Origin of the sequence: Nocardia sp. NBC_01499 (assembly GCF_045040275.1) — a bacterium.
GTDB lineage: Bacteria > Actinomycetota > Actinomycetes > Mycobacteriales > Mycobacteriaceae > Nocardia.
Genome location: NZ_CP109426.1, coordinates 8,144,452 through 8,169,664, shown reverse-complemented (window position 1 = coordinate 8,169,664; position 25,213 = coordinate 8,144,452). Strand labels below are relative to the sequence as shown.

At 67.5% G+C, this 25,213-nt stretch carries 14 protein-coding genes; 1 reads left to right on the top strand and 13 read right to left on the bottom strand.

The features are described 5' to 3' along the window. Window positions 1-14: 14 nt before the first annotated feature. The 11 genes from OG203_RS37470 to OG203_RS37420 all read right to left on the bottom strand — a co-directional run bounded on the left by OG203_RS37470 (window position 15) and on the right by OG203_RS37420 (window position 22,558). On the bottom strand, window positions 15-1,583 hold the full coding sequence (locus OG203_RS37470; RefSeq protein ID WP_405161929.1) for a phosphopantetheine-binding protein: 1,569 nt from the start codon (window positions 1,581-1,583) through the stop codon (window positions 15-17). Beyond that, entirely contained in the window at window positions 1,580-6,082 is a 4,503-nt protein-coding gene (locus OG203_RS37465; RefSeq protein WP_405161928.1) for a beta-ketoacyl synthase N-terminal-like domain-containing protein, read from the bottom strand. Before OG203_RS37465 ends, OG203_RS37470 begins: the two co-directional genes overlap by 4 nt. After that, complete coding sequence (locus OG203_RS37460) at window positions 6,001-7,353, bottom strand: multidrug effflux MFS transporter (protein ID WP_405161927.1); 1,353 nt, start codon at window positions 7,351-7,353, stop codon at window positions 6,001-6,003. The genes OG203_RS37465 and OG203_RS37460 overlap by 82 nt, the downstream gene beginning before the upstream one ends. 297 nt (window positions 7,354-7,650) lie before the next feature. Further along, the gene (locus OG203_RS37455) at window positions 7,651-8,598 is read right to left on the bottom strand and encodes an enoyl-CoA hydratase/isomerase family protein (protein ID WP_405161926.1); all 948 of its coding nucleotides are present in this window, start codon (window positions 8,596-8,598) and stop codon (window positions 7,651-7,653) included. Beyond that, complete coding sequence (locus OG203_RS37450) at window positions 8,595-9,470, bottom strand: SDR family NAD(P)-dependent oxidoreductase (RefSeq protein WP_405161925.1); 876 nt, start codon at window positions 9,468-9,470, stop codon at window positions 8,595-8,597. Before OG203_RS37450 ends, OG203_RS37455 begins: the two co-directional genes overlap by 4 nt. Before the next feature lie 187 nt (window positions 9,471-9,657). Further along, on the bottom strand, window positions 9,658-13,503 hold the full coding sequence (locus tag OG203_RS37445) for a WD40 repeat domain-containing protein (RefSeq protein ID WP_405161924.1): 3,846 nt from the start codon (window positions 13,501-13,503) through the stop codon (window positions 9,658-9,660). Between the two features lie 318 nt (window positions 13,504-13,821). Next, the gene (locus OG203_RS37440; protein ID WP_405161923.1) at window positions 13,822-14,085 is read right to left on the bottom strand and encodes a hypothetical protein; all 264 of its coding nucleotides are present in this window, start codon (window positions 14,083-14,085) and stop codon (window positions 13,822-13,824) included. Between the two features lie 34 nt (window positions 14,086-14,119). Further along, the gene (locus OG203_RS37435) at window positions 14,120-14,644 is read right to left on the bottom strand and encodes a hypothetical protein (protein WP_405161922.1); all 525 of its coding nucleotides are present in this window, start codon (window positions 14,642-14,644) and stop codon (window positions 14,120-14,122) included. Window positions 14,645-14,705: 61 nt separating this feature from the next. After that, window positions 14,706-19,826, bottom strand: a complete 5,121-nt coding sequence (locus OG203_RS37430; protein ID WP_405161921.1) for a hypothetical protein — start codon at window positions 19,824-19,826, stop codon at window positions 14,706-14,708. Window positions 19,827-19,927: 101 nt separating this feature from the next. Next, a complete protein-coding gene (locus OG203_RS37425; protein ID WP_405161920.1) occupies window positions 19,928-20,287 on the bottom strand; it encodes a hypothetical protein in 360 nt (119 codons plus the stop codon). 693 nt (window positions 20,288-20,980) lie between these two features. Continuing rightward, on the bottom strand, window positions 20,981-22,558 hold the full coding sequence (locus OG203_RS37420; RefSeq protein WP_405161919.1) for an FAD-dependent oxidoreductase: 1,578 nt from the start codon (window positions 22,556-22,558) through the stop codon (window positions 20,981-20,983). 59 nt (window positions 22,559-22,617) lie between these two features. Between OG203_RS37420 and OG203_RS37415 the strand changes: the two genes are divergently transcribed. After that, complete coding sequence (locus OG203_RS37415; RefSeq protein WP_405161918.1) at window positions 22,618-23,358, top strand: TetR/AcrR family transcriptional regulator; 741 nt, start codon at window positions 22,618-22,620, stop codon at window positions 23,356-23,358. 8 nt (window positions 23,359-23,366) lie between these two features. On the opposite strand, the gene OG203_RS37410 is transcribed toward OG203_RS37415, so the two are convergent. Next, window positions 23,367-23,816 (bottom strand): winged helix-turn-helix domain-containing protein, encoded by a 450-nt coding sequence (locus OG203_RS37410; RefSeq protein ID WP_405161917.1) that lies wholly within the window; start codon window positions 23,814-23,816, stop codon window positions 23,367-23,369. A 202-nt stretch (window positions 23,817-24,018) separates the two neighbouring features. Continuing rightward, complete coding sequence (locus OG203_RS37405) at window positions 24,019-25,020, bottom strand: HD domain-containing protein (RefSeq protein WP_405161916.1); 1,002 nt, start codon at window positions 25,018-25,020, stop codon at window positions 24,019-24,021. Between the last annotated feature and the right edge of the window lie 193 nt (window positions 25,021-25,213).

Here is a 25,213-nt window from a genome sequence, read left to right as displayed (position 1 = left end):
CGAATAGCCGGGCGTCAGAGAATCGCGGTAAGGACGCGCTCGAGCTCCACCGGCGAAAGATCGTCGATGGCAGCGGAATCCAGTGCGGTCAGCATGTTCTCGCCGCCGGAGGTGTCCTCGGCGCGTAGCACAGGCAAGGAGGTCGGAACCGAAACCGGCTGGGTTACCGCACTATCGAGCGACCGTTCGAGATAGTCGGCGAACTCGGTGATCGTCGGGTAGTCGAATGCGGTCGTCTCGTCAGGCTCAAAACCCAGCGTGGCCGAGATCCTGGTGCGGACTTCGGCGAGATGAATCGACGTCATCCCGATATCGAAGAACCCCATATCCACAGCGGGCACCTCCCCGTCCGAGTACCCGAGAGCGTCCCCAATCCAGCCCTGCAGACGGCCGCGGAGGAGTTGGCGGCGCAGCGTCGACGGCAGATCGGCCAGCTCCGAACGCAGATCGCCGGTGCTGGCGTCGGACATCACCGACGCAGCTGACGCGACGATTGGAGCGGATGCAACGGTCGGCCCCGTCGCGGCGGTCGGCGCGATATGGGCCGTAATCCCGGGCAGAGTGATCGGGGCGGTCACGGCCGTCGGGACAATCGGCCCAGTCGCCGCAGTCAGCCCGGTCGGCGCAGTCGGCGCGGTCGCCGCAGTCGCCGCAGTCGCCGCGGTCGGCGCAGTCGGCGCACTCGGCGCACTCGGCCGGGCCAGCGCAGTCGAAATCGTCGAGGCAGTCGGCACGGTAGGCGCAGTCACGGCTGTCGGCCACACCGCGGCAACCGCCGCAGTCTGGGGCATCGGCGCGGTCGCCACAGTCAGCCCGGTCCTCGCGGTCGGCGCAGTCACCGCGGTCGGCGCAGCCAGCACCGTCGGCGCACTCGGCGCGGTCGCGTCACTCGCCGCAGTCTGGACTGTCGGCGCGGTCGCCACGGTCAGCCCGGTTTGCGCGATCGGCCCAGTCGCCTCGGTGGGCGCAGGCAGGTCAGTTGCGACGGTGGAGTGGGTCGGTGGGGGCTGCGTTGTCGTCGGTTCGGGCTGCGCCGATGGGCTGGTCGCATCGGGGTGGGTGGTGGGTGTTGGCCAGAATCGTTGGCGCGACAAGGGGGTGGGGGGTAGGTAGGCGGGGAGTTCTAGGTCCAGTTGTGGGTGGACGATGGTCCAGTCGATGGGGAAGCCGACTGTCCATAGACCGGCCAGCCGGTTGTAGTGTCCGGCGGCGGTTAGGTTTTGCACGTAGTCCTGGTCTGCGTTCAATCTATCGCCGAACAGGTTCGTCTCGACTCGGCCTGCGTAGATTCCCTTCCCCCGCAGCTGGTTTCCGCTATCAGGGTGTTCGGCGAAGAAGCGCAGGGACTCGATCGCTTCGGCCAGCGTGGTCGCTACGAAGGCGAATCGGTGCGGGTAGGCGTCGCGGTGCCGTAGCAAGGTTTTCGCGACTGCCGGGAGGGTCACCGTGCCCGCGAAAGCCGCTCGGCGCGGGTCCCGTTCGGTCGCGTCCAGGTAGGTGGCGAGCGTGTCCGCTTGGGCGGCAAGTGTTTCCGTGGTTCTGCCGGATATGCCGATGACGTATCGAGGGGTGGGGGCATTCATGACGGGTACTCCTCGATCAGGACATGGACATTGGTGCCGCCCGCGCCGATCGACGACAGTCCGGCACGGCGCGGGATGGCACCGGCACCCATACGGGCGGGATCCCAGTCCTCGAGTGTTCGTTGGACGTAGACCGGTGAGTTGGCGAAGTCGATGGCCTGGTTGGTGCGTTCGGCGTGCAGCAGCGAGGGGACGAGGGTGCGGTTCTGCAGTTGCAGTAGCACTTTGGCCAGTTGGGCGACTCCGGCGGCTGCTTCCGCGTGCCCGATATTCGATTTGACCGAACCGATGGCGCACTGTCGCTGCCGCGGCGTGGCCGTCTCGAAAGCGTCACGGATGGCGGCGATTTCGACCGGGTCGCCCAGTCGGGTTCCGGTGCCGTGCGCCTCGAAGTAGGTGATCGTGTCGGGCGTCCAACGCGCCTGACGCAGCGCGCGTTCGATGGCCGTGGTGTGCGCTACCGGGCTCGGCACAGTGAAACCGTTTGTCCGGCCGCCGTGGGTGAGCGCACTCCCCCGGATCACGCCATAGACCCGGTCGCCGTCACAGACCGCGTCGGCCAACGGCTTCAGCAGGAACGCGCCGACAGCCTCGGCCGGAACGTAACCGTCGCCTCCTTCACCGAAGGCCCGGCAGCGACCGTCAGAGGAGAGGAACTGGTACTGGGCCAGCATCTGGTACTTCGACGGGTGCAGCGTGAGATTCACGCCACCGGCGACCGCGAGGGAACATTCACCGCGGCGCAGACTTTCGCACGCGAAGTGCAGCGCGTACAGCGACGAGGAGCACGCCGTGTCCAAAGTCAGGCTGGGCCCGCGGAAATCGTTGAGATACGAGACTCGGTTGGCTACCGCATAGGTCTGCGAGTTGATCGGCACGTAAGAGTTCGCGCCCGCGGCTTCGTGCTGCACGAGCTGGTAGTTGTTGAAACTCGCGCCGACGTAGACGCCGACCTGATTGTCGTGCTCCGCGCTGAGCCGCTCCCGCGAATAGCCAGCGACCTCGAGGCAGCCACGGGTGGCCTCGAGGAACAGCCGTTCCTGCGGGTCCATGAAGACGGCTTCGACCGGGGCGATGCCGAAGGCCGCAGCATCGAAAAGGTCTACGTCGGAAAGGAATCCGCCCCATTTCGAGTAGACCTTGCCCGGCACGTTGCGTCGCGGATCGAAGTACTCGGCGTGATCCCAGCGGTCCAGGGGGATCTCGGCGACGGAATCGACGCCGTCGCACAGGTTCTGCCAGAACTCCGGCACCGTATCGGCGCCGGGGAACCTCGCGTCGAAGCCGATCACAGCGATGCCGTCGTCGGCCGACTCCTGCCGAATCCGCTGCCGCACAACGGGCCGCGCGGCCGGGGGCGCGACAACCGAGGGTGCCGGTTCGGTGGCGGGTGCGGAGCCGAAATGCTTGCCAACGCCGTCCGCGTAGTCGCGCTGAATCCGACCAGCGACCTCACCGATATCGCGGCATTCGAAGAACAAGGTCGCGGCAATGTCGCCGAACCGCTCCGACAGCTGCAGGTTGAGCGTGTGAATGATGAGCGAATCGATACCGATGTCCGCGAACTCCGTTGCCGCGCGCAGGTTCTCACGCGGTGACCGGGTCGCCTCGGCGATCAGATCGATCAGGAGCTGTTCCAGTCGCGACGTGTACTCCGGCGGCGGCGCACTCGTGCCCGCGAATACCGGGAGGGACTCGGGACTTTCAGCCGAAACCTCACCACTAGATTCCGACAACTGGGCAATCGCGAGATCCGCTGACGGCACATCGGGCACCTGGCCGTCGATACGAAGATCAGTGTCCTCATGCCAGAACGAATGCTGATCGAACACGTAGCCGGGCAGCCCGGGCAGCCGCGGCGTCTCATCGAGCTGCGGCCCGGCCCAATCGAGATCGCAACCGCGCAACCACAATTCGAGCAACGCGGCGGTCACCGTGCGCTGGTCGCCATCGGCGATCCGCACCACCTCCCCCGATGCTTCGTCCAGCGGCCCGAGCACAACCACGGCCGACGATCGCTCGGTGAGCGCGGCGACAGCCCCCGCGAGGTCGGCACCCGGAGCGGGTAGCTCCAGCCGACGCCCGGTATAGGCCTGCTCGGTCCGCTTCGTCAGCACGCGGAACCGAGGTAACCGCGCCGACCGCACTACTGTTCGGCTGCGTGCGCTATCGGCGATATCCGACAGCTCCGCATCGCCGAAAAGCGCTGCCACAGCATCACTTCGGTCCACGATCCCATCACAGATCAGCACGGCGAGTTCCGCCGTCGCGGGCGGCAGCCACCCCGGCGGCGTCAATCCCCACGCGCGGTCGATCTCGCCCGCCGCCACATTCACCGCGAGCGCGAGCACGGCAAGCTGCTCCGGCGTCAGTTCCGGCGCCACCTCACCGAACCGGCGGATCGCCTCGACCACCGAAAAGCTTCGGGCGGACAGCAATTGCTCCCAGCGGCCGAGCGCCCTGGCGAAGGTGTGCTGATGGTCGAGCAGCAGCGCCGCCTGGGTGATGTACGGCGTGACCTCGGTCAGGGTGCTGGCACAGCCGGTCACCAGGTCGCGCAGGTAGTCCGCGTCGATCTCGTTGGGCAGCAGGCATTCATCGCCGACCAGCACGGTGTAGCGCGGTGATGCCTGCAAGACCAGCGGATCGTCGACCAGCAGCGCGCCGATGGCTTCTTCCATCGGAATCGCTTGCGCGTGCACAAGGGCCGCCGCCGTGCCGACCGCGTCGAGGGCGACCACCTCGGTGATCGCCACCCGGCGCCTGGTCAGCTCGGCCAGACCGTCGAGGTGCGCCACGAACCGCGTGAGGCGCCCGTCCGCGGCGAATTCTCCGTCACGGTCGGCGATCAGTGCGCGCAGTTCACGACCGGCCGCCGAGTCGGACACCGGACCCGCTGTGGCACTTGCCGAGTCGTGCGGCGCGAGCAGCACTATCGGCTCGGGCTGCGCGGCGACATAACGGACAGCGCTCAGCTCACCACGACGCACCGCGGCAAGCAGATCCGCGATACCGTCGGCGGGGACCCCGAGCCGATACGGCAGGCTCAACAGCCGCTGGTTCGCCGCATGACACAGCTGCGGGACGAATTCCGGTTCGGCCCAGCGTGGTTCGTCCGCCCACGCGGCGAGCGTCTTGCGCAGTGCGTCAGGAGTTTTCGCGGCGAGGGTGAAGACGGCTGGCCCGTGCCGCGGCGCGGGGTCCCGCCGACCGGCCGGGGCTTCGTATTCCTGAACTACCGCATGACAATTGACGCCGCCGAAGCCGAACGAGCTGATCCCCGCCGTGCGCGGTCCATGCTCGGCGGGCCAGTCGACGAGGGCGTTCGGGAACCGGATCGTGGCACCGACGGCATGCAGCAGCGGGTTGTGGATCTCCATGTTCACTGTGGGCGCGATGCGGCCGTGCCGCAGCATCAACAGGACTTTGATCAGCCCGGCCATCCCCGCGCCCGCCTCGACGTGGCCGATGTTCGTCTTCACCGAGCCAACGGCCAACGGCGTGCCGCGATTCCGGCCGTACACGCTGTTCAGCGCCTCGATCTCGATGGGATCGCCGAGGCTGGTACCGGTGCCGTGCGCCTCGACATAGCTCACCGCCGACGGCTCGACACCCGCCGCGGCCAGCGCCCGGTTGATCACGTCCGTCTGCGCCGCGACGCTGGGCGCGGTGAGACTTCTGTTGTGCCCGTTGTGATTTGTGGCGATGCCGCGCAGCACACCGTAGATGTGGCAGCCGAGCCGCTCCGCCTTCGCGCGGGTGGTCAGCAGCACGACACCGACGCCCTCCCCCGGCACATAACCGTTGGCGCGCCGATCGAAGGTGAAGCACCGTCCGTCGGGGCTGAGCATTCGCGATTGCGAGAACGCCAGATACCGCCACGGCGAGCAGACCACGTTCACCCCGCCGACCAGCGCGAAATCACAGTCCTCGGTGAGCAGGTCGGCGCGACCCTGTGCCAGCGCGACCAGCGAGGCGGAGCAGGCCGTATCGACGGTCCTGCTCGGCCCGTTCAGGTTGAGCAGGAACGAGATTCGGTTCGCCGCGATGCACGCGTAGTTGCCGGTGGGATCGAAGGCGTCGACCTGCTTGTTGTTGGAGATCCCCTTGATCAGATAGTCCTGCGCCATCAGCCCGACGTTCACCGACGTGCGACCCGACTGCAGCAGGTCGATCGGCAGGCCGGAATCTTCTACACAGTGCCACGTCTCCTCGAGCAGCAGCCGATGCTGCGGATCGATGGCGACGGCTTCGCGTGGCGACAGGTTGAAGAACGCGTTGTCGAAGTAGCGCGCCCCCGCCAGCCTGCCCAGCCACTTCGTGTTGATCTTGCCCGGGTTGCGGTCGCCCGGCGCGAAGAATCGGTCCCGATCCCACTGATCCGGGCCGACTTCCGCGATATCGGAATGTCCCGTCGCTAACGTTCGCCAGAACTCTCCGGAATCGCGCGCGTTCGCGTATCGGCAGGCGAGGCCCACCACGACGACATCTTGTTCCATCGCCTTCGACTCCCTGGAATTCTCGAAGCACCCGCGCCGCGAATGTCCGGGCGGCACAACACCGTTCGGACGATCACGGCGAGCGTGCACAAAGTGATGGCGACAACGCCCATGGGGACCGCACTGACCCCACCGAGCCCGACCAGCGGCGCGACGACGGCGCCGAACAGGAACTGCGTGAACCCGAGCACTGCCGAGGCGCTACCGGCCGTTGCGCCGTGTGGTTCGAGCGCGAGCGCGGTGGCGTTCGGCATGATGAAGCCGATCGAGGCCACCATGAGAAACAGCGCGGGCACCAGGAACAACAGCCCGAGGCTGCCCACCGCGACCACGACGAGCACCGCCGCGCCGCCGAGCGCTAATCCGATCAGACCGATATCGAGCAGCGTGCGGGGCGTGGTCCGATTCAACAACCGAGCATTTGCCGCATTGGCGACCAGTATTCCAGCGCCGTTGATCGCGAAGAAGACGCTGAACAACTGCGGTGACGCCCGATACACCTCCTGGAATACGAATGACGACGCGGAGATATAGGCGACCATCGCACCGAAGGACAATCCGACAACGAGTGCGTACCCGACAAATGACCGGTCCCGCACCACCTGTCGCATATCGTGGCCCATCATCACGATGCCGCCGCCGCGCCGGTGATCGACCGGCAGGGTTTCGGGCACCCAGAGATAGGCGAGCGCCAGAAACACCACACCAAGTCCGGCAAGCACCAGAAACACACCACGCCAGTCCACGAACCGCAACAACTGACCGCCGACAACGGGCGCGATAATCGGCGCGACGCCATTGACGGCGAGCAGGATCGAGAAGGCCTTTCCGGCCGCGGCGCCCTGGTAGATATCCCGGACAACGGCGAACGAGATGACGATGCCCGCCGCCCCCGCGATTCCCTGCAGCAGCCGAAACAGGTCGAATACCACCACATTCGGCGCGATCGCGCACAGCAGCGAGGTGCCGCAAAACAGCGCCATGCCCGCCATCATCGGCCCGCGGCGCCCCCGTGCGTCACTGATCGGACCGACGAGAAGCTGACCGAACGCGAGGCCGATGAGGCACGCGGTGAGTGAGGACTGCACGCCCGACTGCGACGTATGCAATGCGGTGGCGGTTTGCGGCAGGCTCGGCAGATAGAGGTCGGTGGTGACCGGGCCGAACGCGGACAGCGCGCCGAGCACGGCGATCAGCCGCACAGTGCGCATACCTTTGCCGACACCCTGCTCGAGGGTGCCGGTGCCCACGTCACCGATATCGATGTCCACGGCGAACCTCTCTGCCCTCCAGCGAGGCTCGATCCAACGTATTGATTCCCCCCAGGACCCCCTTGGTCGAAAAGTGTAGTTAGATCGGCTTTAACTCTCGGTGAACTGTCTATGGATAAGACGACCGATCTCTATGACGGACGTCACGAAAGACCGGTGAACAGTATTCTGCGCAATTCACCCGAATAGGCCATTGCCGACAAGTCGCCTTTATGCGCCGTTACTTCAGCTCGCGGTTCGAAGCGATTCCTGTTGTCGCACTTGGTATCGCGCTTGCCCTGCCGAAACCCGCTCGAGTTAGAAGTCGACCACGCTGCCTTCGACCCATCGGGGCAGCCGTTCCGCGATGAAGGTCGCCAGGTCGCGGCCGCTGCGTTCGACCTCGCGGATCTCTTCGAGATACGCCGTCATCGCGCGTTGGGCGGTCGCGGTCGAGCTCGATTCCAGGAAGCCGGTTCGCTCGACATGCAGTCCCTTTTCCAGGGATTCGGAGCCACCCTCGTAGATGGCGCGTTTGAGGGCCGCGACCGCGACCGGTGATCTGCGGGCGAGGCGAGCGGCGGTGCCGAGGGCCTCGTCCATCAGGTCGGCCGGTGCGACCAATCGGTGCACGAGGCCGATGTCGCGGGCCCGGGCGGGCGTGATCGGGGCGCCTTCCAGGCACAATTCCAGTGCGCGGGCGGCACCGAGCACCCGCGTGAGCATTTGCGTGCCACCGCCGCCCGGGATGATCCCGACCAGGATTTCGGGTTGGCCGATCTCGTAGGGGCCATCCGCCATCAGCCGGATATCGCAGGACAGCGCCAGCTCGCAGCCGCCACCGAGGGTGCGGCCGTTGAGCGCGGCGACGAATACCTTGTCGGAGTTACGCATTCGGCGACACACCTCGTGATAGCGGCGCAGATCGGCGACGCCGCCCGCACCGGCACGAGCGAGTGCCGCTTGGCCGCCGGGAATGTGGTCGGCGGCGCGGCTGGTGCGCAGGGCCGCGGCGGCGGTGCGCCGGGTGAGGGTGACCGGGGATGCCGCAGCGCCAGCGAGGATTTCGGCGACATCGTAATGGCTGACGAAGACATCCTCGACGGCGCTGGTGAGTACGACGGCGCGGATGGTGTCGTCGTGTTCCAGCGAGGTGAGCAGGTCCGCAAGCGCGGTCATGATTTCGCTGGTGAGGAAGTTGTAGGGCGGGTTGTCCAGCCAGACGGTCAGGACAGTGCCGTCACGGTCGGTGCGGAGCACACTCATGATTCCTCTTCTGCCGGTGATCTTTTCAACGTCGAGCGGATTCCGAGCTTGATCACGGCCACCATGATGCGCTGGTAGCCGACTGGGAACAGCCGTTGGATGATGTCCATTGCCACCGCGTCGGCGCCGATTCGGACCTTCGCCTTGCCGCGCCGGATCCCCTCGGCGATCGCCACCGCCGCCTGTTCCGGTGACATTCGCGCCATCTGGTCGAACATCTCGACATTGGCCGCGGCGGAGTCGGCGCGGGCGACACCGGTGCCCTCGATCCGGGTTGACCGCGCGATATTGGTCCGGATCCCACCCGGGTGCACCGCCATGACGCGCACCGGAGATCCCGCTAGCCGCAACTCCATTCGCACCGATTCGGTGAAGCCGCGGACCGCGAACTTCGTTGCGCTGTAGGCCGATTGGCATGGCATTCCGAGCAATCCGAATATGCTCGACACATTGGCGATGGTGCCGCCGCCGGATCGTTCCAGAATCGGATGGAACGCCCGGGTGCCGTGTACGACGCCCCAGAAGTTGATGTCCACGATCCACCGCAGGGTCTCGTCACTGAGCGTGACGGCGTCGCCAAGTACCGCGACTCCGGCGTTGTTCAACACGATATCCACCCTGCCCCACCGTCTTTCGACGGCGTCGGCGAAGGCGTAGATCGCGTCCTCGTTGCCGACGTCGACCAGGTGCGTGCTCACCTCGGCGCCGAGCCCGGCCACGCGGTCCGCCGTCTCCTTCATTCCCGTCTCATCGATGTCGGCAAGGGCCACCGTGGCACCGCGACGGGCGAATTCGACGGCCGTCGCCGCACCGATTCCCGACGCCGCCCCGGTCACCACCGCTACCTTGCCGTCCAGGCGTTTATCAGACATGTCGCAGCCCTCCGCTCGGTCCCACCCTCGCCATAGTAGAGAACGATCACTCTCTAACTTCGACTTAGGTCGATTCCCGGGCAAGACTGTTCGCGTGCACAGTCGGACGCCATCGAACTGGTGCACCGAGCGGAGGTCGTCGGATAGTCGGATTCGTCTCGGACACAGGTGAATCAGCGGTAGGTGCTCAGCAGGGACGGATATAGTCGATCGAGGGAAACAGGTCTCGCCAGGTTTGCTCATCGATCTGCGAGGCCGAGGAGGCGCACAGTTTGTCCGCGACCGCGTCCGGGTCGATATGCCAGATTTCCGACAGTTGATCGCCGATGCCGATCAGGCGGGAGTCGTCTTTCGGATCGAAGCGCACGAACCACGTCCAGCCGATCTTCGCCTGGATCGGGTCGCCCAGCGGCTTCATATCGGACGGGTCCGAGATGTTCCACAGGCGGGCGGCCTGGTCGTCACCGCCCGAGGCAAGGCGGCGGCCGGATTGATCGATCGCCAGCGTCCGTACCGCGGCGGTATGCGCGCGCAGTGCGCCCAATTCGCGAACCCGCGCCAGATCGGTGACGTCCCACGAGCGGATCATGCCCTTGTCGTCCGCGCCGAAGAGGGTCTTGCCGTCGGGGGCGAAGACCAGCGCACGCGCGTTGCCGCCCTGGGTGTTCAGGGATGCCTCGACCGGCTTGGCCGGATCGGTGATGTCCCACAGGTGGATTCGCGAATCGTCGTCGGCGGCCGCGACCAGCGACCTGCTCGGCGCGAACACCGCCAGTTCGATCTCTCGATCGTGTCCGGTCGGCAATTGCCCTAGTAGTCGCGGCGCGGACGGCTCGGCGACATCCCACAGCTGAAGCGACTGTCGGTCGATGCCGGTGAGCAGGCGCTTCCCGCTCGGGTCGAAGGCGATCGGTCCACTGAGGCCGCCCGGCAGTGCGCCGAGCGGTGCGGGTCGCGCGGGGTCGGCCAGATTCCACAGTCGCACTTCGCCATTGCCCGCGGTGGCGAGCAGCCCGCCGTCCGGACGCAGCGCGACCTGCGGGCCCCGGCGATCGGGCGGGCCTGCCGTCGCCTCGCCGATCAATCGACTGTAGAACGGGATGCTGATGTCCCACACGCCGATTCGTCCGTCGCGAAGGCCGCTGGCCAGCAGTTTGCCCGAGGTGTCGAAGCTGGCCGAACTGAGTGCGCCCTCGAACAGGATGGGCATCTGCACCCTCGCGTGCGTCCAGGTCCGGATCCGTCCGTCCGAGCCCGCGCTCACCACCTGGGTTTCCGAGACGATCGCGAACTGCTGATTGGAACGGCTGTTGCCGTTGACCTCGAGGGGAACGCCGGAAATGCCGTCGTAGCCGCGGGTTTCCCAACCACGAGCGATACCGCCCGCGTCCGAGGTAGCGAGGACCTGACCACCAAGCCAGAACTGCAGATGCGTAATCGGCACCGACCGTTGCTGTTTCCGGTCGATCAGTCGCGGCCGAGCCGGGTCGCGCACATCCCAGACCTGCAGCAGGCCATCGGCGGTACCGGCCGCGATCCGCCCGCCCTCGCCGAAAGCGATTGCCGGAACGGCACCTTCGCTGTCGAGCGGTGCCCCTATCTGGGTTGGGTTTTCGGAGTCGCCAACGGCCCACAGTCGCACCGTGCGATCGTTTCCGGCGGTGGCAAGCACCGCAGCGTCCGGCGCGAGCGCCAGCGCCTTTACCCCACCCGCGTGCGCGGCGATGGGTGCACCGATCCGCCGAATCGTTTGTGGCGTATCGGCATTCAGGAAGTTCAGCGTTCCGTCGACACCACCCGCGACGATCGAACGTCCATCGGGTAAGTACGTGACAGAGGTGGCGACCGTGCCGATGTCGACCTGACCGAGCTGGCGTGGCGCGCGTGGATCGTAGACATCCCAGACCCGTACCGTGCCATCGCTGCCCGCGCTGACCAGCTTGCTGTTGTCCGGGCTGAACGCGACCGATTCGACGTTGCCGCGGTGGCCGCTGAGCTGCCCGGCGGCAGCTATCGTTCGCGGCTCCGAGAGATCCCACAGTCGGATGGTGCCGTCGCTGCCCGCGCTGGCCAGCAGCCGCCGCGCGGTACTCAACGCGAGGGCGCGCACCAGGCCATCGTGCCCCTCCGTCGAGGTGATCTCGATCGGCAGTTCCTGCGCCGCCAGTAGGCGGGCCCGCGCGGTGGGGTCATCCGGGCTCATCCGATATGCCGCAAGCGCGAGCTGAGCGGAGAGCCCGGGGTCCACGCCCTCGATCCGCTGTGACTCCTCGATGAGCTGGCCGAGTTCCACGTCCTTGTGTTCCTGCGCGACGGCCGCGCGCTGTGCGATCACAATCACCGAAAGTGCAAGTGCCACAACGGTCAATACCGCGATAGCGGACAGGATCGCCCGGCGCCGCACCGTCCTGGCGTGCTGGCGCGTCAGCGAGGCGGCCACGAACTCCCTGGCAATCCGGTTCGACGACTCCGTGCGCCGCATCCACCCGGCCGCGTCCTCGAGCCGAGTCCTGGAGTAGAGCAATGCCGTTGGACGGTCCTGCTGTACCCACTCCCGTGCGTCGGATTCGATACGCTGGCGGTCGGGCGCGAATTCCTTTTCCGCGGACAACCATTCGGCCATTCGAGGCCAGCCGGTCAGCAGCAGATCGTGCACCAGCTCGATTTCGCCGTTGCGCTGCACGATCATTCGCACTTCGGTCATCCGCTCGATGACCAATCGCGTCAATTCCGGATCCGCGGACTCGTCGACCAGTAGCTCGATCGACATCCGGTTGCGCACCACCGCGGTTGGTCCGATGACCGTCAGCGCGATGAGCACATGCCGGGCGGCCTCGCGTTCGCTTTCGGTGAGCTCGGACCAGAACATCTCGCTACCCACCGCGCAGGCGCGAGCCAGTCCGCCCGCCTCGCGATAGGCGTCGAGCGTCAGCGTCTTGCTGCGGCGGTTCGACCAGGTCACGGCGAGTACGAAGGACAACAGCGGCAGGCGTGCCGAACTGTGCGCCTCGATGGCGTCGAGGTCTTGCAGCAGGACCTCGACCAGGCTGTCCTCGACCCGCAGCCCGGTGACCGTGGCGGGCCGGACGATCGCCTCGCGCAGTTCCTCCGGCGTCATCGGGTTGAGCAGCATGGTGTGGTCGCGCAGCACCGTCATCAATACCGGGTAGCGCAACAGCTTCGGCAGGTGCGCGGTGTCGAAGGCTACGACGACGGTGGTGCGTTGTTCGGCGTCGGTGGTCGCGAGCGATGTCAACGCGGACAGAAACTGTTGGCGCAGTGCGTCGTTCGGGCAGCGCGTGAACAGTTCCTCGCCTCGGTCGACGACCAGCAGACAGTGGCCTGGCGGCCGCGTTCGGAGCGCGGACGCCAGGGCGGTCATCGGATCCTTGCCCGGGGTCATGGTGATCGGCGTCCGCGAACCCGGCGCGGCGAGCAAGCCCGCGGCGAGCAATGACGATTTGCCGACGCCCGAGCCGCCGAGCAGCAGCACCATCGACGGGGCTTCGGCGGATTCGGCGGTCGAAATCAGCTCGAGCAGTTGCTTTTTCGCTTGGTCGCGGCCGAAGAACAGGTCGCTGTCCTCGGTGCGGTATGCCCAGAGGCCTCGGTAGGGCTCGCGTTCGACGTCGGCGACCGGCGGCTCGACCCTGGCCGCCTTCCAGTCCTCGTGCCAGCGCACCAGATCGAGCAGGGTCGCGTCGATGCCGGGGTTGCTGGCGACCCGGCGCCTGGCCTCCGCGATCAAGACCTCCAGCACCGGGCGGATCGCGAGGAAGGTGGCCGGTGTGCGGTTGCCGCGGCGCCAGTCGCTGATCCGCTGGGCAGTGATGCGCGCCGCGGTGTCCGGGATTCGCGCGTTGGCGGCGCGGACCACCGACTTCACCGGCGGCGTCCCGGCCGCGGCGAACAGCTCACCGAGCCTGGCGACGAAAATGCGACGGCCTTCGAGTCGACTCGGTCCGGCGGTCGGGCGTGGGTCTACCGCGTTGCCGCTGCCGGAACCCGGGCCTGGCGCTGTGCGTCCCTCCACGGCTGCCTATCGCCGCGAGGGTGTCGTCGCGCCGATCAACGAACAGGACGATCGCATGTTCTCCACCGAGGTCTCGGGTGTCCAGGGAATTGCGGTACCTAGCTGAAACGGTGTATCGCGTTCGTGTCATCACCCGATCGACCTACCCTCCGACGTCCTGAAACCGAGCACCTGCGCTTAAAAAAACCAGGCAGGCGGGACTATCGAGCGATGGGCCGATCGTATCAGCCGCCCGCTCCAGCATCGTTTGCGACGCAGTAGCCACAACGCCCACCGTGTGAGTCACGGTGGGCGTCGCGGCCTGTGCGCTGCGGGGTGCTACCACCCCATGATCACGGCGTTCTGCACCGCTGGCAGGAATCCCAGTGTCGTCACCAGCATCATTCCGACGCCGACGGTGAACTGCCGGTGCCGGTTCCACCAGCCGATGGGCCCGGAGCGGGACCTTGCGTGGCAGACGGCGATGGTCTCGGCGTCGGTCGCGTTCTGTTCGTAGTAGCCGAAGGCGACCGGTGCGGAGCTGATGTCGAGCAGGCCCCCGAGCGGGGCGGTGCTGCTTGGCGCGGACCTGGGATCGAACATGATCGGATCTCCTTTGCTTGTCGTTGGTGGTTGGTCAGAAGATGGCGTCGATCCAGGGGTCCATCAGGGAGTCGTAGACGTCCCTGGTGAATTCGCCGCGACCGACCAGATCGCCGAGCACCGCCGCGGTGACCGCTCGGTTGATCGCGTTCATCGCGCCGAGCGAACTGAGCGACTGCAGCAATCCGTGCAGGCCCTCGACGCTGCCGCCGATGGCCGGGGAAATCGCCTGTCCGGCAATCAGTCCCGCGAGCTGAACGGCCCTGGTGCGGCCGAACTCCTGTGCGGTGTCGGCGGCGATCTGCGCGGTCTTCGTTTCTGTCGACGACTTGCGGAAGCTGGACAGCAGCCCGGCGAGGCCGTCGGGGTTGGACAGTCCGGTCGGCTGGCCTTTCTCCGCCGCGATGTTGAGCGTCTCGATTTCGTCTGCGGTGAGCTGGGCGGCGCGTTCGATGATCTGCACGACGTCGCGCCACTGTGGGCCGTAGAGATACTCGAGGTGCAGGCTCGGGTCGGCTGGATCGAAATCGGTGTCGGTGTTGTGCTGTTCGGGATTCATCGTCTTCTCCTCAGATGTGTTGGATTCCGTTGCTGAACAGTGCATTCGGTTGGCTGCCGGTTCAGAGGGACAGCTCGACCAGGCGTCGGTCCTCCTGGTTCGTGATGCGTCCATCCGCGACGTCGTTGCCGACCAGCGGGATCTCGGCGTGGGCGTGCGTGACTTCAGCGCGAGCCCGCGGTGCGAGGGACTTCTGCAGCGAGGCGATGAGCTCCTCGACGCTCGCAGTGTCCTGGATGTCGTCCAGGAACTGGGTTCCGGTCGGCGTCATACCGCTGTCGGAGTGACCACGCGAGGTGTTCTGATCGCGCCAGGCGCGGATCGCGGAAATGATGTAGGACTTCACATCCGGGCTCGACAGGGCGGCCGCGGGCACCACCACGATGACCGCGATGAGCACCGCGATCAGCAGCAGCGGCACCACAACCACCAGCACGCTCGGCACCAGCACGCTGGCCAGCAGCGCGCCGAGCAGCAGCGGAACCGTACTGGCGACCAGCGCCGTCAGTCCGAGCGCGATACCGATACCCACCGGCACCGCGACCGCGAGCAGCAGGCCGAGCAGCGCGACGGTCAGCAGAGCCGCCAGCGCGGCGGGCACGCCGATGGCGAGCAGCGGGATGGTGGCCAGTGCGACCAGCGCACCGATTCCGGCGATCACCGGCGCGAGCGCGGCAAGACCGAGCACCGGCAGTGCCAGCCCGATCAGCAGAGCCCCGATGATGCCGACGGTGACCACCGCGGCAATCGTGGCAACCGCACCAAGAGCGATGGCACCCAACACGATCGGCGCAAGGACAGCACCGAGCAGGATGGGCAACGCCAGCGCGACCAGCGGAGCGAGCGGAGCCAGCGGACCAAGAAGCAAGGCGCCCAGCACAATCGGCGCCAGAACGGCCAGCACCGGCAGCAGCACGGGAAGCAGCGCCACGGCGATGGCACCGAGCACGAGCGCGGGGAGCGCCAGTGCGGCGAGCGGAGCCAATGCGGCGAGGGACAAGGCCCCCAACACAATCGGCGCCAGGATGGCCAGCAGTGCAGGCACCGCCAGTGCGAGCGGAGCCAACGCGGCCAGCGGAGCCAGCACACCAAGCACCAACGCGCCCAGCACAATCGGAGCCAGCGCCGTGAGCAGTGCCGGAATCGCAGCCAGAGCCAGCGCCCCGGACACGATCAGCGGCAGCAGCGCCAACGCGGTGATAGTGGCGACGGCCGCGAGAGCACCGAGCACGAGCAGCACCGGAGGCACCAGTGCGGCCAGCGGAGCCAGTGCGGCAAGAGCCAAGGCCCCCAACACAATCGGCACCGTCAGAGCCAGCACCGCCAGCAGCGCAGGCACCGCGGCCAGGGCCAGCGCGCCCGCCACGAGCAGCGGCAGCAGCGCCAGCGCCGTGATCGCGGCCAGAGTCGCGAGAGCGGCCAGCGGAACCAGTGCGGCAAGAGCCAAAGCTCCCAACACAATCGGCGCCGTCAGAGCGGCGAGCATCGCAGGCACCGCAGCCAGGGCAAGAGCCCCGAGGGCGACCAGCGGCAACAGCGCCAGTGCGGTGATCGTCGCCAGCGCGAGCGCGCCGAGGGCGATTAGGACGGGCAGCGCCAGCGCGGCCAGCGGAGCCAGAGCCGCAAGGGCCAAGGCCCCCAACACAATCGGCGCCGTCAGAGCGGCGAGCACCGCAGGAACCGCAGCCAGGGCAAGAGCCCCGAGGGCGACCAGCGGCAACAGCGCCAGTGCCGTGATCGTCGCCAGCGCGAGCGCGCCGAGGGCGATCAGGACGGGCAGCGCCAGCGCGGCCAGCGGAGCCAGAGCCGCAAGGGCCAAGGCCCCCAACATAATCGGCACCGCCATAGCCAGCACCGCCAGCAGCGCAGGCACCGCGGCCAGGGCGAGAGCGCCTGCCATGAGCAGCGGAAGTACCGCCAGCGCCGTGATCGCGGCCAGAGTCGCGAGAGCGGCCAGCGGAACCAGTGCGGCCAGCGGAGCCAGTGCGGCGAGAGCCAAGGCCCCCAACACAATCGGCGCCAGGATGGCCAGGACCGCGCCCGCGGTGAGCAGCGCGCCGATGATGGCGGCCGTACCGAGAGCGATGGCGCCGAGGGCGATCAGCACCGGCAAGGCCAGCGTGGCCAGCGCGACGGCACCGGCGATCAGCAGCGCACCGAGAACGATCGGTGCGGCCGCCAGGGCCAGGGCGGTCAGGATAGCCGCGCTGATTGCCAACGCGCCGAGCCCGATCAGGATGGGCAGGGTGAGTGCGGCGAGCGCGGTCAGAGCGAGAACTCCGAGCACGATCGGCGCGGTGAGGATCGTCGCCACAACCAGTGCGGTGATGGCCAGAGCGGGGATCGCTGCGGCGATAGCAGCCAGCGTGAGCAGCACCGGCAACAGCGCGGCCAGGGCCAGGGCCCCGAGCACGATCGGTGCGGCCAGCGCGGCGATTACGGCTGCCGTGACCAGTGCGGCGATTGCGGCCAGCACGGGTGCTCCGAACACCGCGCCGATGACGAACGCGGCGAAGGCCAGAGCGGCCAGGGTGACCACCGTGCCCGCGGTCAGCGCGGCCAGGATGATCGCCGTGGCGACGCCCGCGGAGAGGGCCACGATGGCCGCGACCACCGCGATGGCGGCGATCGTGATCATTGCGGGCAAGCCTGTCCAACCCGCGAAGACGAACACGATCAGTGCGGCAAGAGCCAGTGCACCGAGGGTGACCGCCGTGCCGAGGCCGATGGCGCCGACCGTGGTCAGTGCGGCCAAGGTCGCCGTGGCGAGTACGGCCAGCGCGGCCAGGGCCAGTGCCGTCGTTGCGATCGCTCCCGTGATGGCGTAGGCGGCCAGCGCGATCACCGCAGCGAGTGCAAGGGCACCGAGAACGATCGCTTCGACGAGGCCGAGGGCGGCGAGGATGATGCCCGCGATCGGTCCGGTCCAGCCGAGGACCAGCACGACCACCAGCGCGGCGAAGCCGATCACCAGGGTCGCCACCAGAGCGGCGAGACCGAGCGCGCCGAGGGTGATCGTCCCGGCCAGACCCAATGCGATCGAGGCGATCACGATCAGCGAAGCCACCGCCAGAGCTGTCAGTGCGGCAGCACCGGCGGTCAGCAGTGCGCCGAGCGCGACAGCACCGAGGGCGAGCAGTGCGGGCGCGACCACGAGGGCAAGGGCGGTCAGCAGGGCCGCCCCGATTGCCAAGGCGCCGAGCACAATCGGAGCGGGCAACGTCAATGCCAAGAGCGCGAGCGCGCCGAGCACGATCGGTGCCGTCAGCGCGGCGAGTACCGCTACCGCGATCAGTCCGGCGATGACCACCGCGGGGATCGTGGCGGCGATGGCGGCCAGCGCGAGCAACGCCGGGAGGGCGATCGCGGCCAGCGCGGCCAGGCCAGCCAGCACCGGGGCACCGAGCACCACGGTGATGACGAATGCCGCGAAGGCAAGCCCGGCCAGGATGACGGCCTCGCCGACAGCGAGACTGGCGATCACAACCACGGCCGAGAAGACAGCCGCGGCGATCACGATGGCCGCAACCACCGCGATGGCGGCGATCACGATCATGGCGGGTATGCCCGTCCAGCCCGCGAAGACGAACACGACCAGGGCGGCGAAGGCAAGCACACCGAGGGTGACCGCGGCGCCGAGACCGATCGCGCCGACCGTGACCAGCGCGGCCAAGACCACCGCGGCGATCGTGGCGAACGCGGCAAAGCCGATGGCCGCCATGCTGATCGCTTCCGCGACCGCGAACACCGCGAGCGCGACGGCGGTCGAGAAGGCCAGTGCACCGATGACGATCGCTTCGACGAGACCGAGGGCCGCGAGGATGATGCCCGCGATCGGTCCTGTCCAGCCGAGGACCAGCACAACCACCAGCGCGGCGAAGCCGATCACCAGGGTCGAGACCACCGCGGCGAGACCGAGCGCGCCAACAACGATCGTGCCGGCCAGACCGATCGCGACCGCGGCGAGCACGGCAACAGCGGCAACCGCGACGGCCGAGACCGCGACGAGTGCGGCAACCGCCACCGCGCCGAGCGCGACGCCACCGATCAGCAGTGCGCCACCGATCAGTAGCGCGCCGATGACCAGCGGTGCGGCCACCACAGCGGCCAGCGCGAGCGCGCCGAGCGCAACGGCTCCGACGACGACGCCGACGACCACCAGTGCGACGAGCACGGGCAGTTCCATGAACGGCAGGGCCGCATTGTGGCGAGTGCTGACCAGGCCGCTTTCCTGCACCATGCTGCGGATCTCGGTCAGTACCGGCGCCCAGGCGGAGCTGAGCGCGTTGACCGGGTCGGCGAGGAACTGTGTGATGCCTTCGGCCAAGCCCTGCAGCGGGTCGCCGTCACCGACGGTCTGGCCGAGCATCGGGGTCAGCATGTCGCGCAGTGCCTGGGTGGGGTCCGGCCCGTCCTTCGGGAAGTCGAAGAGGGTGCGGGCCTGGTCGATCAGGTTCTCGAGGGGGGCGCCCACCGGATCGCGGCGGGTGCCTGCCTGCTCGACCGCCTGGTTGACGAAGGCGAGCAGGTCCTCGACGGGCCCACGCAGCGGCCCACTCGGGAAGGTCGTGTCGGCCCATCCGGCCAGTTGCTGCAGATCGACGCCGGTGCTGACGACCTGCTCGGCGACGGCGGCCAACTCGGTGACCTGCGACGGCACGAAGCCGAGCGGGGCAGCCGTGGTGGTGGTCGCGGTGGTGGTGCCCGGCACCGTGCCGACGGGTCCCGGCTGGGCCGCGGTCTGCGGCGCCGGGGTGGTGAAGCCGCGGATCATCTCGCCCGCGTTCTCCGCGGGGGTGCCCGCGGTCACGTTGTCCAGTGCGTTCAGCGCCTGGTCGACCATGTTCTGGCCCTCAGGAGCGAGGTTGTTGGTGATGTTGCCGATTTCGGGCACAGCGGCGGCGATGTCGGGTACGGATCCGCCGAATTCGGTCACGGCACCGTTGACGGTGTCACCGAGTCCGGGTACAACCGAGTTCAAGCCGGGGATGAACTCACCCGGGCTGATCGGAATGGGCGGAAACGCCGGTGCTTCGGCCGACGCCTTGCCGGTCGACACCATGACGGTGGCCAGCGATGCGAACGCGGCCGCCGCGTAGAGGCCCCTGCGATTACGCTTCGTTTCCTTGCGATGCTTCGCGGCGCGCTTGGTGGTTCGGTGACGTTCGTTGGCTGCAGACATGGGATGTACCTTTCGATCGGACGCTGATGCAGCGAATACACAGCCGGATCTCGACTGGGTTGGCTGAGCTCGCGCAGAGCTCTCGGGAAAGAACTCGCGGGTCAGACCGGTCCGCTTTCGCCGGTCGCGCACACCGCCCGTGACCAACCGCCGTTCTCGCCGACGGTGGTCCCGATTCGGGTGTGCAGAATGCCGCCGATATCGCGGCACCGGATGTACGCGTGCTGGCCGGCTCCGGCCCCCGGCTCACAGGTGATCGTGAGCTGATTCGGCACTGAGTAGTCGGAGTTGCACCCTGCTGGCGGCGGGTCGGCGAAGGCCGGAGTGGCGGCCAGTCCCGAACCAACAACTACTGCGATCCATGTGGCAGCTAATGCTGCGCAGCTGATGTTTTTGTTCATGGGTTCAGGTTTGGGAAGCGGCGCAAGGGCGTCAATCAAGAAACCGGAGATATGCGGCATCCTCGCAGGTCAAAGGGTCGCCTATACTAATTCGCGGCGGATTATCCTTACGAGATCTTGACGCTGAACGGTATTGACATTCGGCGCCCTATGCGTTGGATGCCGCCCATTAAATCTTCTGTAGCGACTATCTAGCAAACATTTTTCGAGGCCTGTCGACGACAACCTGCGATGCCTTCCGCGGACGCGTGAGTTGATCCTCGAGCGTCGCTGCCCAGCCGTCGGGCCAGACGGGATTGGCAGTGCGTTGCGGTCGAGGGGTGCGAGCTGACGATCGACGAGATGGTCTTCATCGTCGAGGCACTGGACGTCGCGTAGGTAGACGGCCACGCCGTACGCGCGGCGGCGAGCGGGCGTCCGGCCAGAACCTGGACACCCGGATGGCGACTCACGAGGCTTACGCCCGGGCGATTGTCGGTTTCGACGGCCGCCCGGGCGTGATGTCGATGAGCCACATGCGACAGACCGCGCTGAGCACGGCTTCCAGCACGGCCTGGACCCGACTGCTGGATGGCCACGGTGCCAGCATGCGTCGGGGATTGGCCACGGGACCGGCACACGCCGGCAACTGACCACCGGACCGGCACACGCCGGCGACTGACCACCGGACCGGCACACGTCGGCAACTGACCCACTGTGCCGGCATGCGTCGGACAGCCTCCGGACCGGCAAATGACGCCAGGGCCGGCCCGCTTATCGAGTAAGTTTCGCGTCGACTGACGCAAATGCTGCCGACGACGGCACACCAGCCCATTGACGCAGGACAGCTTCCAAGCCGGTGACGGCAGTGCTATCGGTAGCCCAGATGACCACCCCATCCGGGCGAACCAACACCCCGGTCGGTGCCGCATTGTCGTCGATCACACTGTTCACTCGCCCGGCCCAGCCTTCGGCAATGCGAGCGAACGCACCCTCCGGCGTGCGATCGAGCAGCAGGAATCCGCCGCCGTGACCGTGGTCGACCAGCCGGGAACCGTCGCTCAACCACAGGTCAGGCGCGTACCGGCCGATCAGCGGGTGGTCGCCGGGCAGGTCGATGCGCTGGTCGACGCCGGAGACCTTCTTGACCGCGTAGGTCGTGCCGTCCCGCGTGCTCAGCAGATCGGCCACGATCCCCCGCAGCGCGGCCGACTTGGGGTCCCCGCGCAGCATCCCGGTCTGGGCTCGTGTCCAGTCCAGCACCCAGGCGCCGAGGGGACGGCGCTCGGCGTCGTAGGTGTCGAGCAGCCCTTCGGGTGCCCACCCGGCGATCACCGCGCCGAGCTTCCAACCGAGGTTCATCGCGTCGCCCGCCCCGAGGTTGAGCCCCTGGCCACCGAACGGCGGGTGCACGTGCGCGGCGTCACCGGCCAGTAGCACCCGCCCCGAACGGTAGGTCGCGGCTTGGCGGGCGTTGTCGGTCCAGCGGCCCGGGGCGGAGTGCAGCGCGGTCAGTGTGACGTCGGTGCCCGACACTCGGCGCAGGGTGCTCTGCAGTTCCTCGAGGGTGATCGGTGTCGAGCGGTCGGCGGGCGGGGCGTTGAACTCGATGGTGGCCACCCGCCCCGGCTGCGGCCCGTATCGGTAAGCCCCCGCGAGCGACCACGTCCATCCGCTCGCGAGTTTCTCCGGGTCGGCGATGTCGACGACCGCGAGGTACCCGGTGAGTTCGGGGTCGGTACCAGGGAATTCGATGCCGGCGAGGCGGCGTACAGCGCTGTGCCCGCCGTCGCAGCCGACCAGCCACCCGGTGCGTACCGTGCCCTCGGTGGTGCCGACGAGCACGCCGTCGCCGGTGTCTTCCAGCGCGGTGACCTCCACGCCACGCCGCACCGGTACGCCGAGTCGGGCGACCTGTTCGGCGAGCAGCGCCACCAGCTCGGGCTGCGGCACCATCCGTGCGCCGGCGGCCGCGGTGTGCGCGGTGAAGTCGGGATCGGACCAGTCGACGAGGCCGGCATCGAGGACCATGCCCGCGAAGTGCCCGGTGAACCGCGACTCGAGCGATCGCCGACCAGGGTCGTCGGCAATCCAGGAGGACGAGCCCGTCCGCTCGCGCAACTCTCGCTGCACCGCCTCGGCGGCAGGCAGCAGGCCGCGGCGGTCGAGCGCCTCGGCCGTCGGCATGTTGATCGACTGCGCCTTCATCGCCTTGTCCGGTTCGGCCGACCGCTCGAGTACCTGCACCGAGGCGCCCGCGAGCGCCAGCTCGGCAGCGAGCATGAGGCCCACCGGCCCGGCGCCGACCACGGTCACGTCTACGTCTTGATTCGCATTGATTATCACGAACACTGTTCTATCTAAGAACGATGTTCGTGTCAAGAACGATGTTCGTATAAGGAACATTGTTCGTGACGCGCTATGGTGGTCCGGTGAACCCGAAGGAGCGACGCGCGGCGCGCCACCAGCCACCGAACCCCGATGCCGACCCGAGGCCACGGCGCCGCAAGACACTGATCACCGTCGAGCTGGTCATCGATACCGCGCTGCAGGTCGTCGCCACCGAGGGCTACGAGGCGCTGACCATGCGTCGGCTGGCCGCCGCGCTCGACACCGGACCTGCCTCGCTCTACGCCCACGTGGTCAACAAGGCCGACCTCGATGAGCTGCTCATGGGGCGGCTGTGCGCGGAGCTCGTCCTACCCGAACCCGACCCCGCGGCCTGGCGCGAGCAGATCCGCGGCGTGTGCGCCCAGATCCGCGACCAGTACCTGCGATACCCCGGCATCTCCCGCGCCGCGCTCGCGCTGGCCCCGACCGACCTGGAGATCGTGCGCGTCAGCGAGGGCATGCTGGCAATCCTGCTCGCCGGCGGCATCGCCCCGCAGGCCGCCGCGTGGGCCACCGACGCCCTGTTCCTGTACGTGGCCGCCTACTGCCTCGAGGCATCGATCCGGCAGCAGCGATCAACCGACGATGACACCGCCTGGGTCGTCGACCGCGCCGAAGTGATACGTAGGTTCACCGCCCTACCTGCCGAAACCTTCCCGCACACCAGCCGGCACGCCGTCGAGCTCACCGCAGGCGAAGGTCATGATCGGTTCGACTTCACCGTCGGACTGATGATCGACGGACTCGCACACCGCGGCTAACGCTCAACTCACCGCCCGTTGCTCAGGCCGAGTCGTTCGCCGATGTCGGCGATGCTCATGCCGTGGTCGTGCGCGTCTTCGATCGCGGTCTGGCGGATGCCGGACAGTTCGGCGATCCGCAGTTGGTAGTGGGTGATGAGGTTGGCGGCGAGTTGCGCACGTCGGATGGGGTGCGCGACGGCGCGGACCTCGTCGACATCGTCGTCGAGTTCGACATCGAGCGGTTCACGCTGCCGCACCGGCTCTTGATCAATGACGAAGGTCCCCCGGCGCGGAACTGTCCGCACAAGTTGCTGATTACACAGCAGCTGAATTGCTTGACGGATCACCGAACGCGATACGCCGTGCCGCTCGGCGAGCTCAGCGTGACTGGGCAGCTGGGCATCGCCGGGAAGAGTCCCGTTGCGGATCCGTCGTGCGTAGTCGCCCGCGATGGTGACGTAAGCCGCCTCGGCCATCCCGTCGATCCCTTCGTCTGCGGTCGCTGCGTTCGAGGGTACGGCGGAGAATGCGATCGCGTCGGCCGCGATCCCGGGACCTGTTGCGTTTCAACGTTTCCTAGCGGACCAGGCCGTCGCGCAAGAGTGGACCGCTCAGTGCGGTGGGATGACGACGCGCCACGATTGTTGCGGACCAGGTCGTCGCGCGAGACTGGACCGCTCAGTGCGGTGGGATGACGACGCGGCGCCACGGTAGTTCGGGAAGTTCGGCGAGCTGCTCCGCCGTGAACCCGAGCGGCACCCCGTCCACGCAAGCGGTGTCCAGGTAGAGGCGTTTGAGCTGGTAAGCCCAGCCGAGCGACGCGTCCGGGTGGCCGTCGTCGAGCAGCTTCCAGCCCAACGGATCGCGGCGAAGGTGACGAGCCAGGTCGGACGTTCGCGGATCGGCGAGCAGCAGTGCCCACAACTCGTCATCGGTCATCGACGCGATGTCGGCCGCGCGTTCGCCGTCATCGAGCAAGACACTGACCAGCCCACGCAGGGCCCCGTTCGCGACCGCGTTCTCCCAGCTACACAGGTACAACGCTTCACCGAACGCCAGCTCCGCCAAGTAGCTCGCGGTAGCCCGATCCGTGTGCACCGCCCCGTCGACCAGCCGCAGCTTCGCCAACGTATCCGGCGGCGATTCGGCCAATCGAGCGTGCGCACGCCCACTACGCACGAACGATTCGAGATGATCGAGCTTGAGCGCCCCCGACAGTCCCCGCAGGACCGAAACGCCGCCCGCCTCCACCCGCAGCACGGCCGCTACGTCCATGCCGTGCTCACCCAGCAACGACGCCAACCCGCGGACCCGCTGCCGCCCCAACTCATGATGATTCAACCCAGCCAACCCCTCAAAGGTATGACTGAACGGCAAATGCCCAATGTCATGCAGCAACGCCGCAACCCGCGCGACTTCATCATCCGGCGCGAAATGCACCACCAGACTGAGCAATCCGAGACTGTGCTCGAGCCGACTATAAGTCTGATGCGTCGTCACCACCGCCCCACCGGCATGCGCGATGAACTGCAGCCGCCGCACCTCCCAACTCCGCAACAGCCGCCGCTCCACCGGCAGTAGCCGAAACTCCACTCCCCACAGCGGATCTCGATACCAGTCATCCCGACCGAGAATCCCGGCCACCGAACGTGCCCCAATCCCATTGCTACGCAAGTCCATAACCACTCCCCCGGTCCGTGAACACTGCCCGACACTCTGCCAGACACAGCCCGCTTCGCGCAGGACCAAACGGACCCGCCGCACCCGACGCCGTCGACCACATCATCGACCAGTAGCACCACGAACGCCCCTCACCCATGCACGTGATCGGCCGAATCACCCGCCTGCACTGGGCGTTAGCCGAGCAACTCAC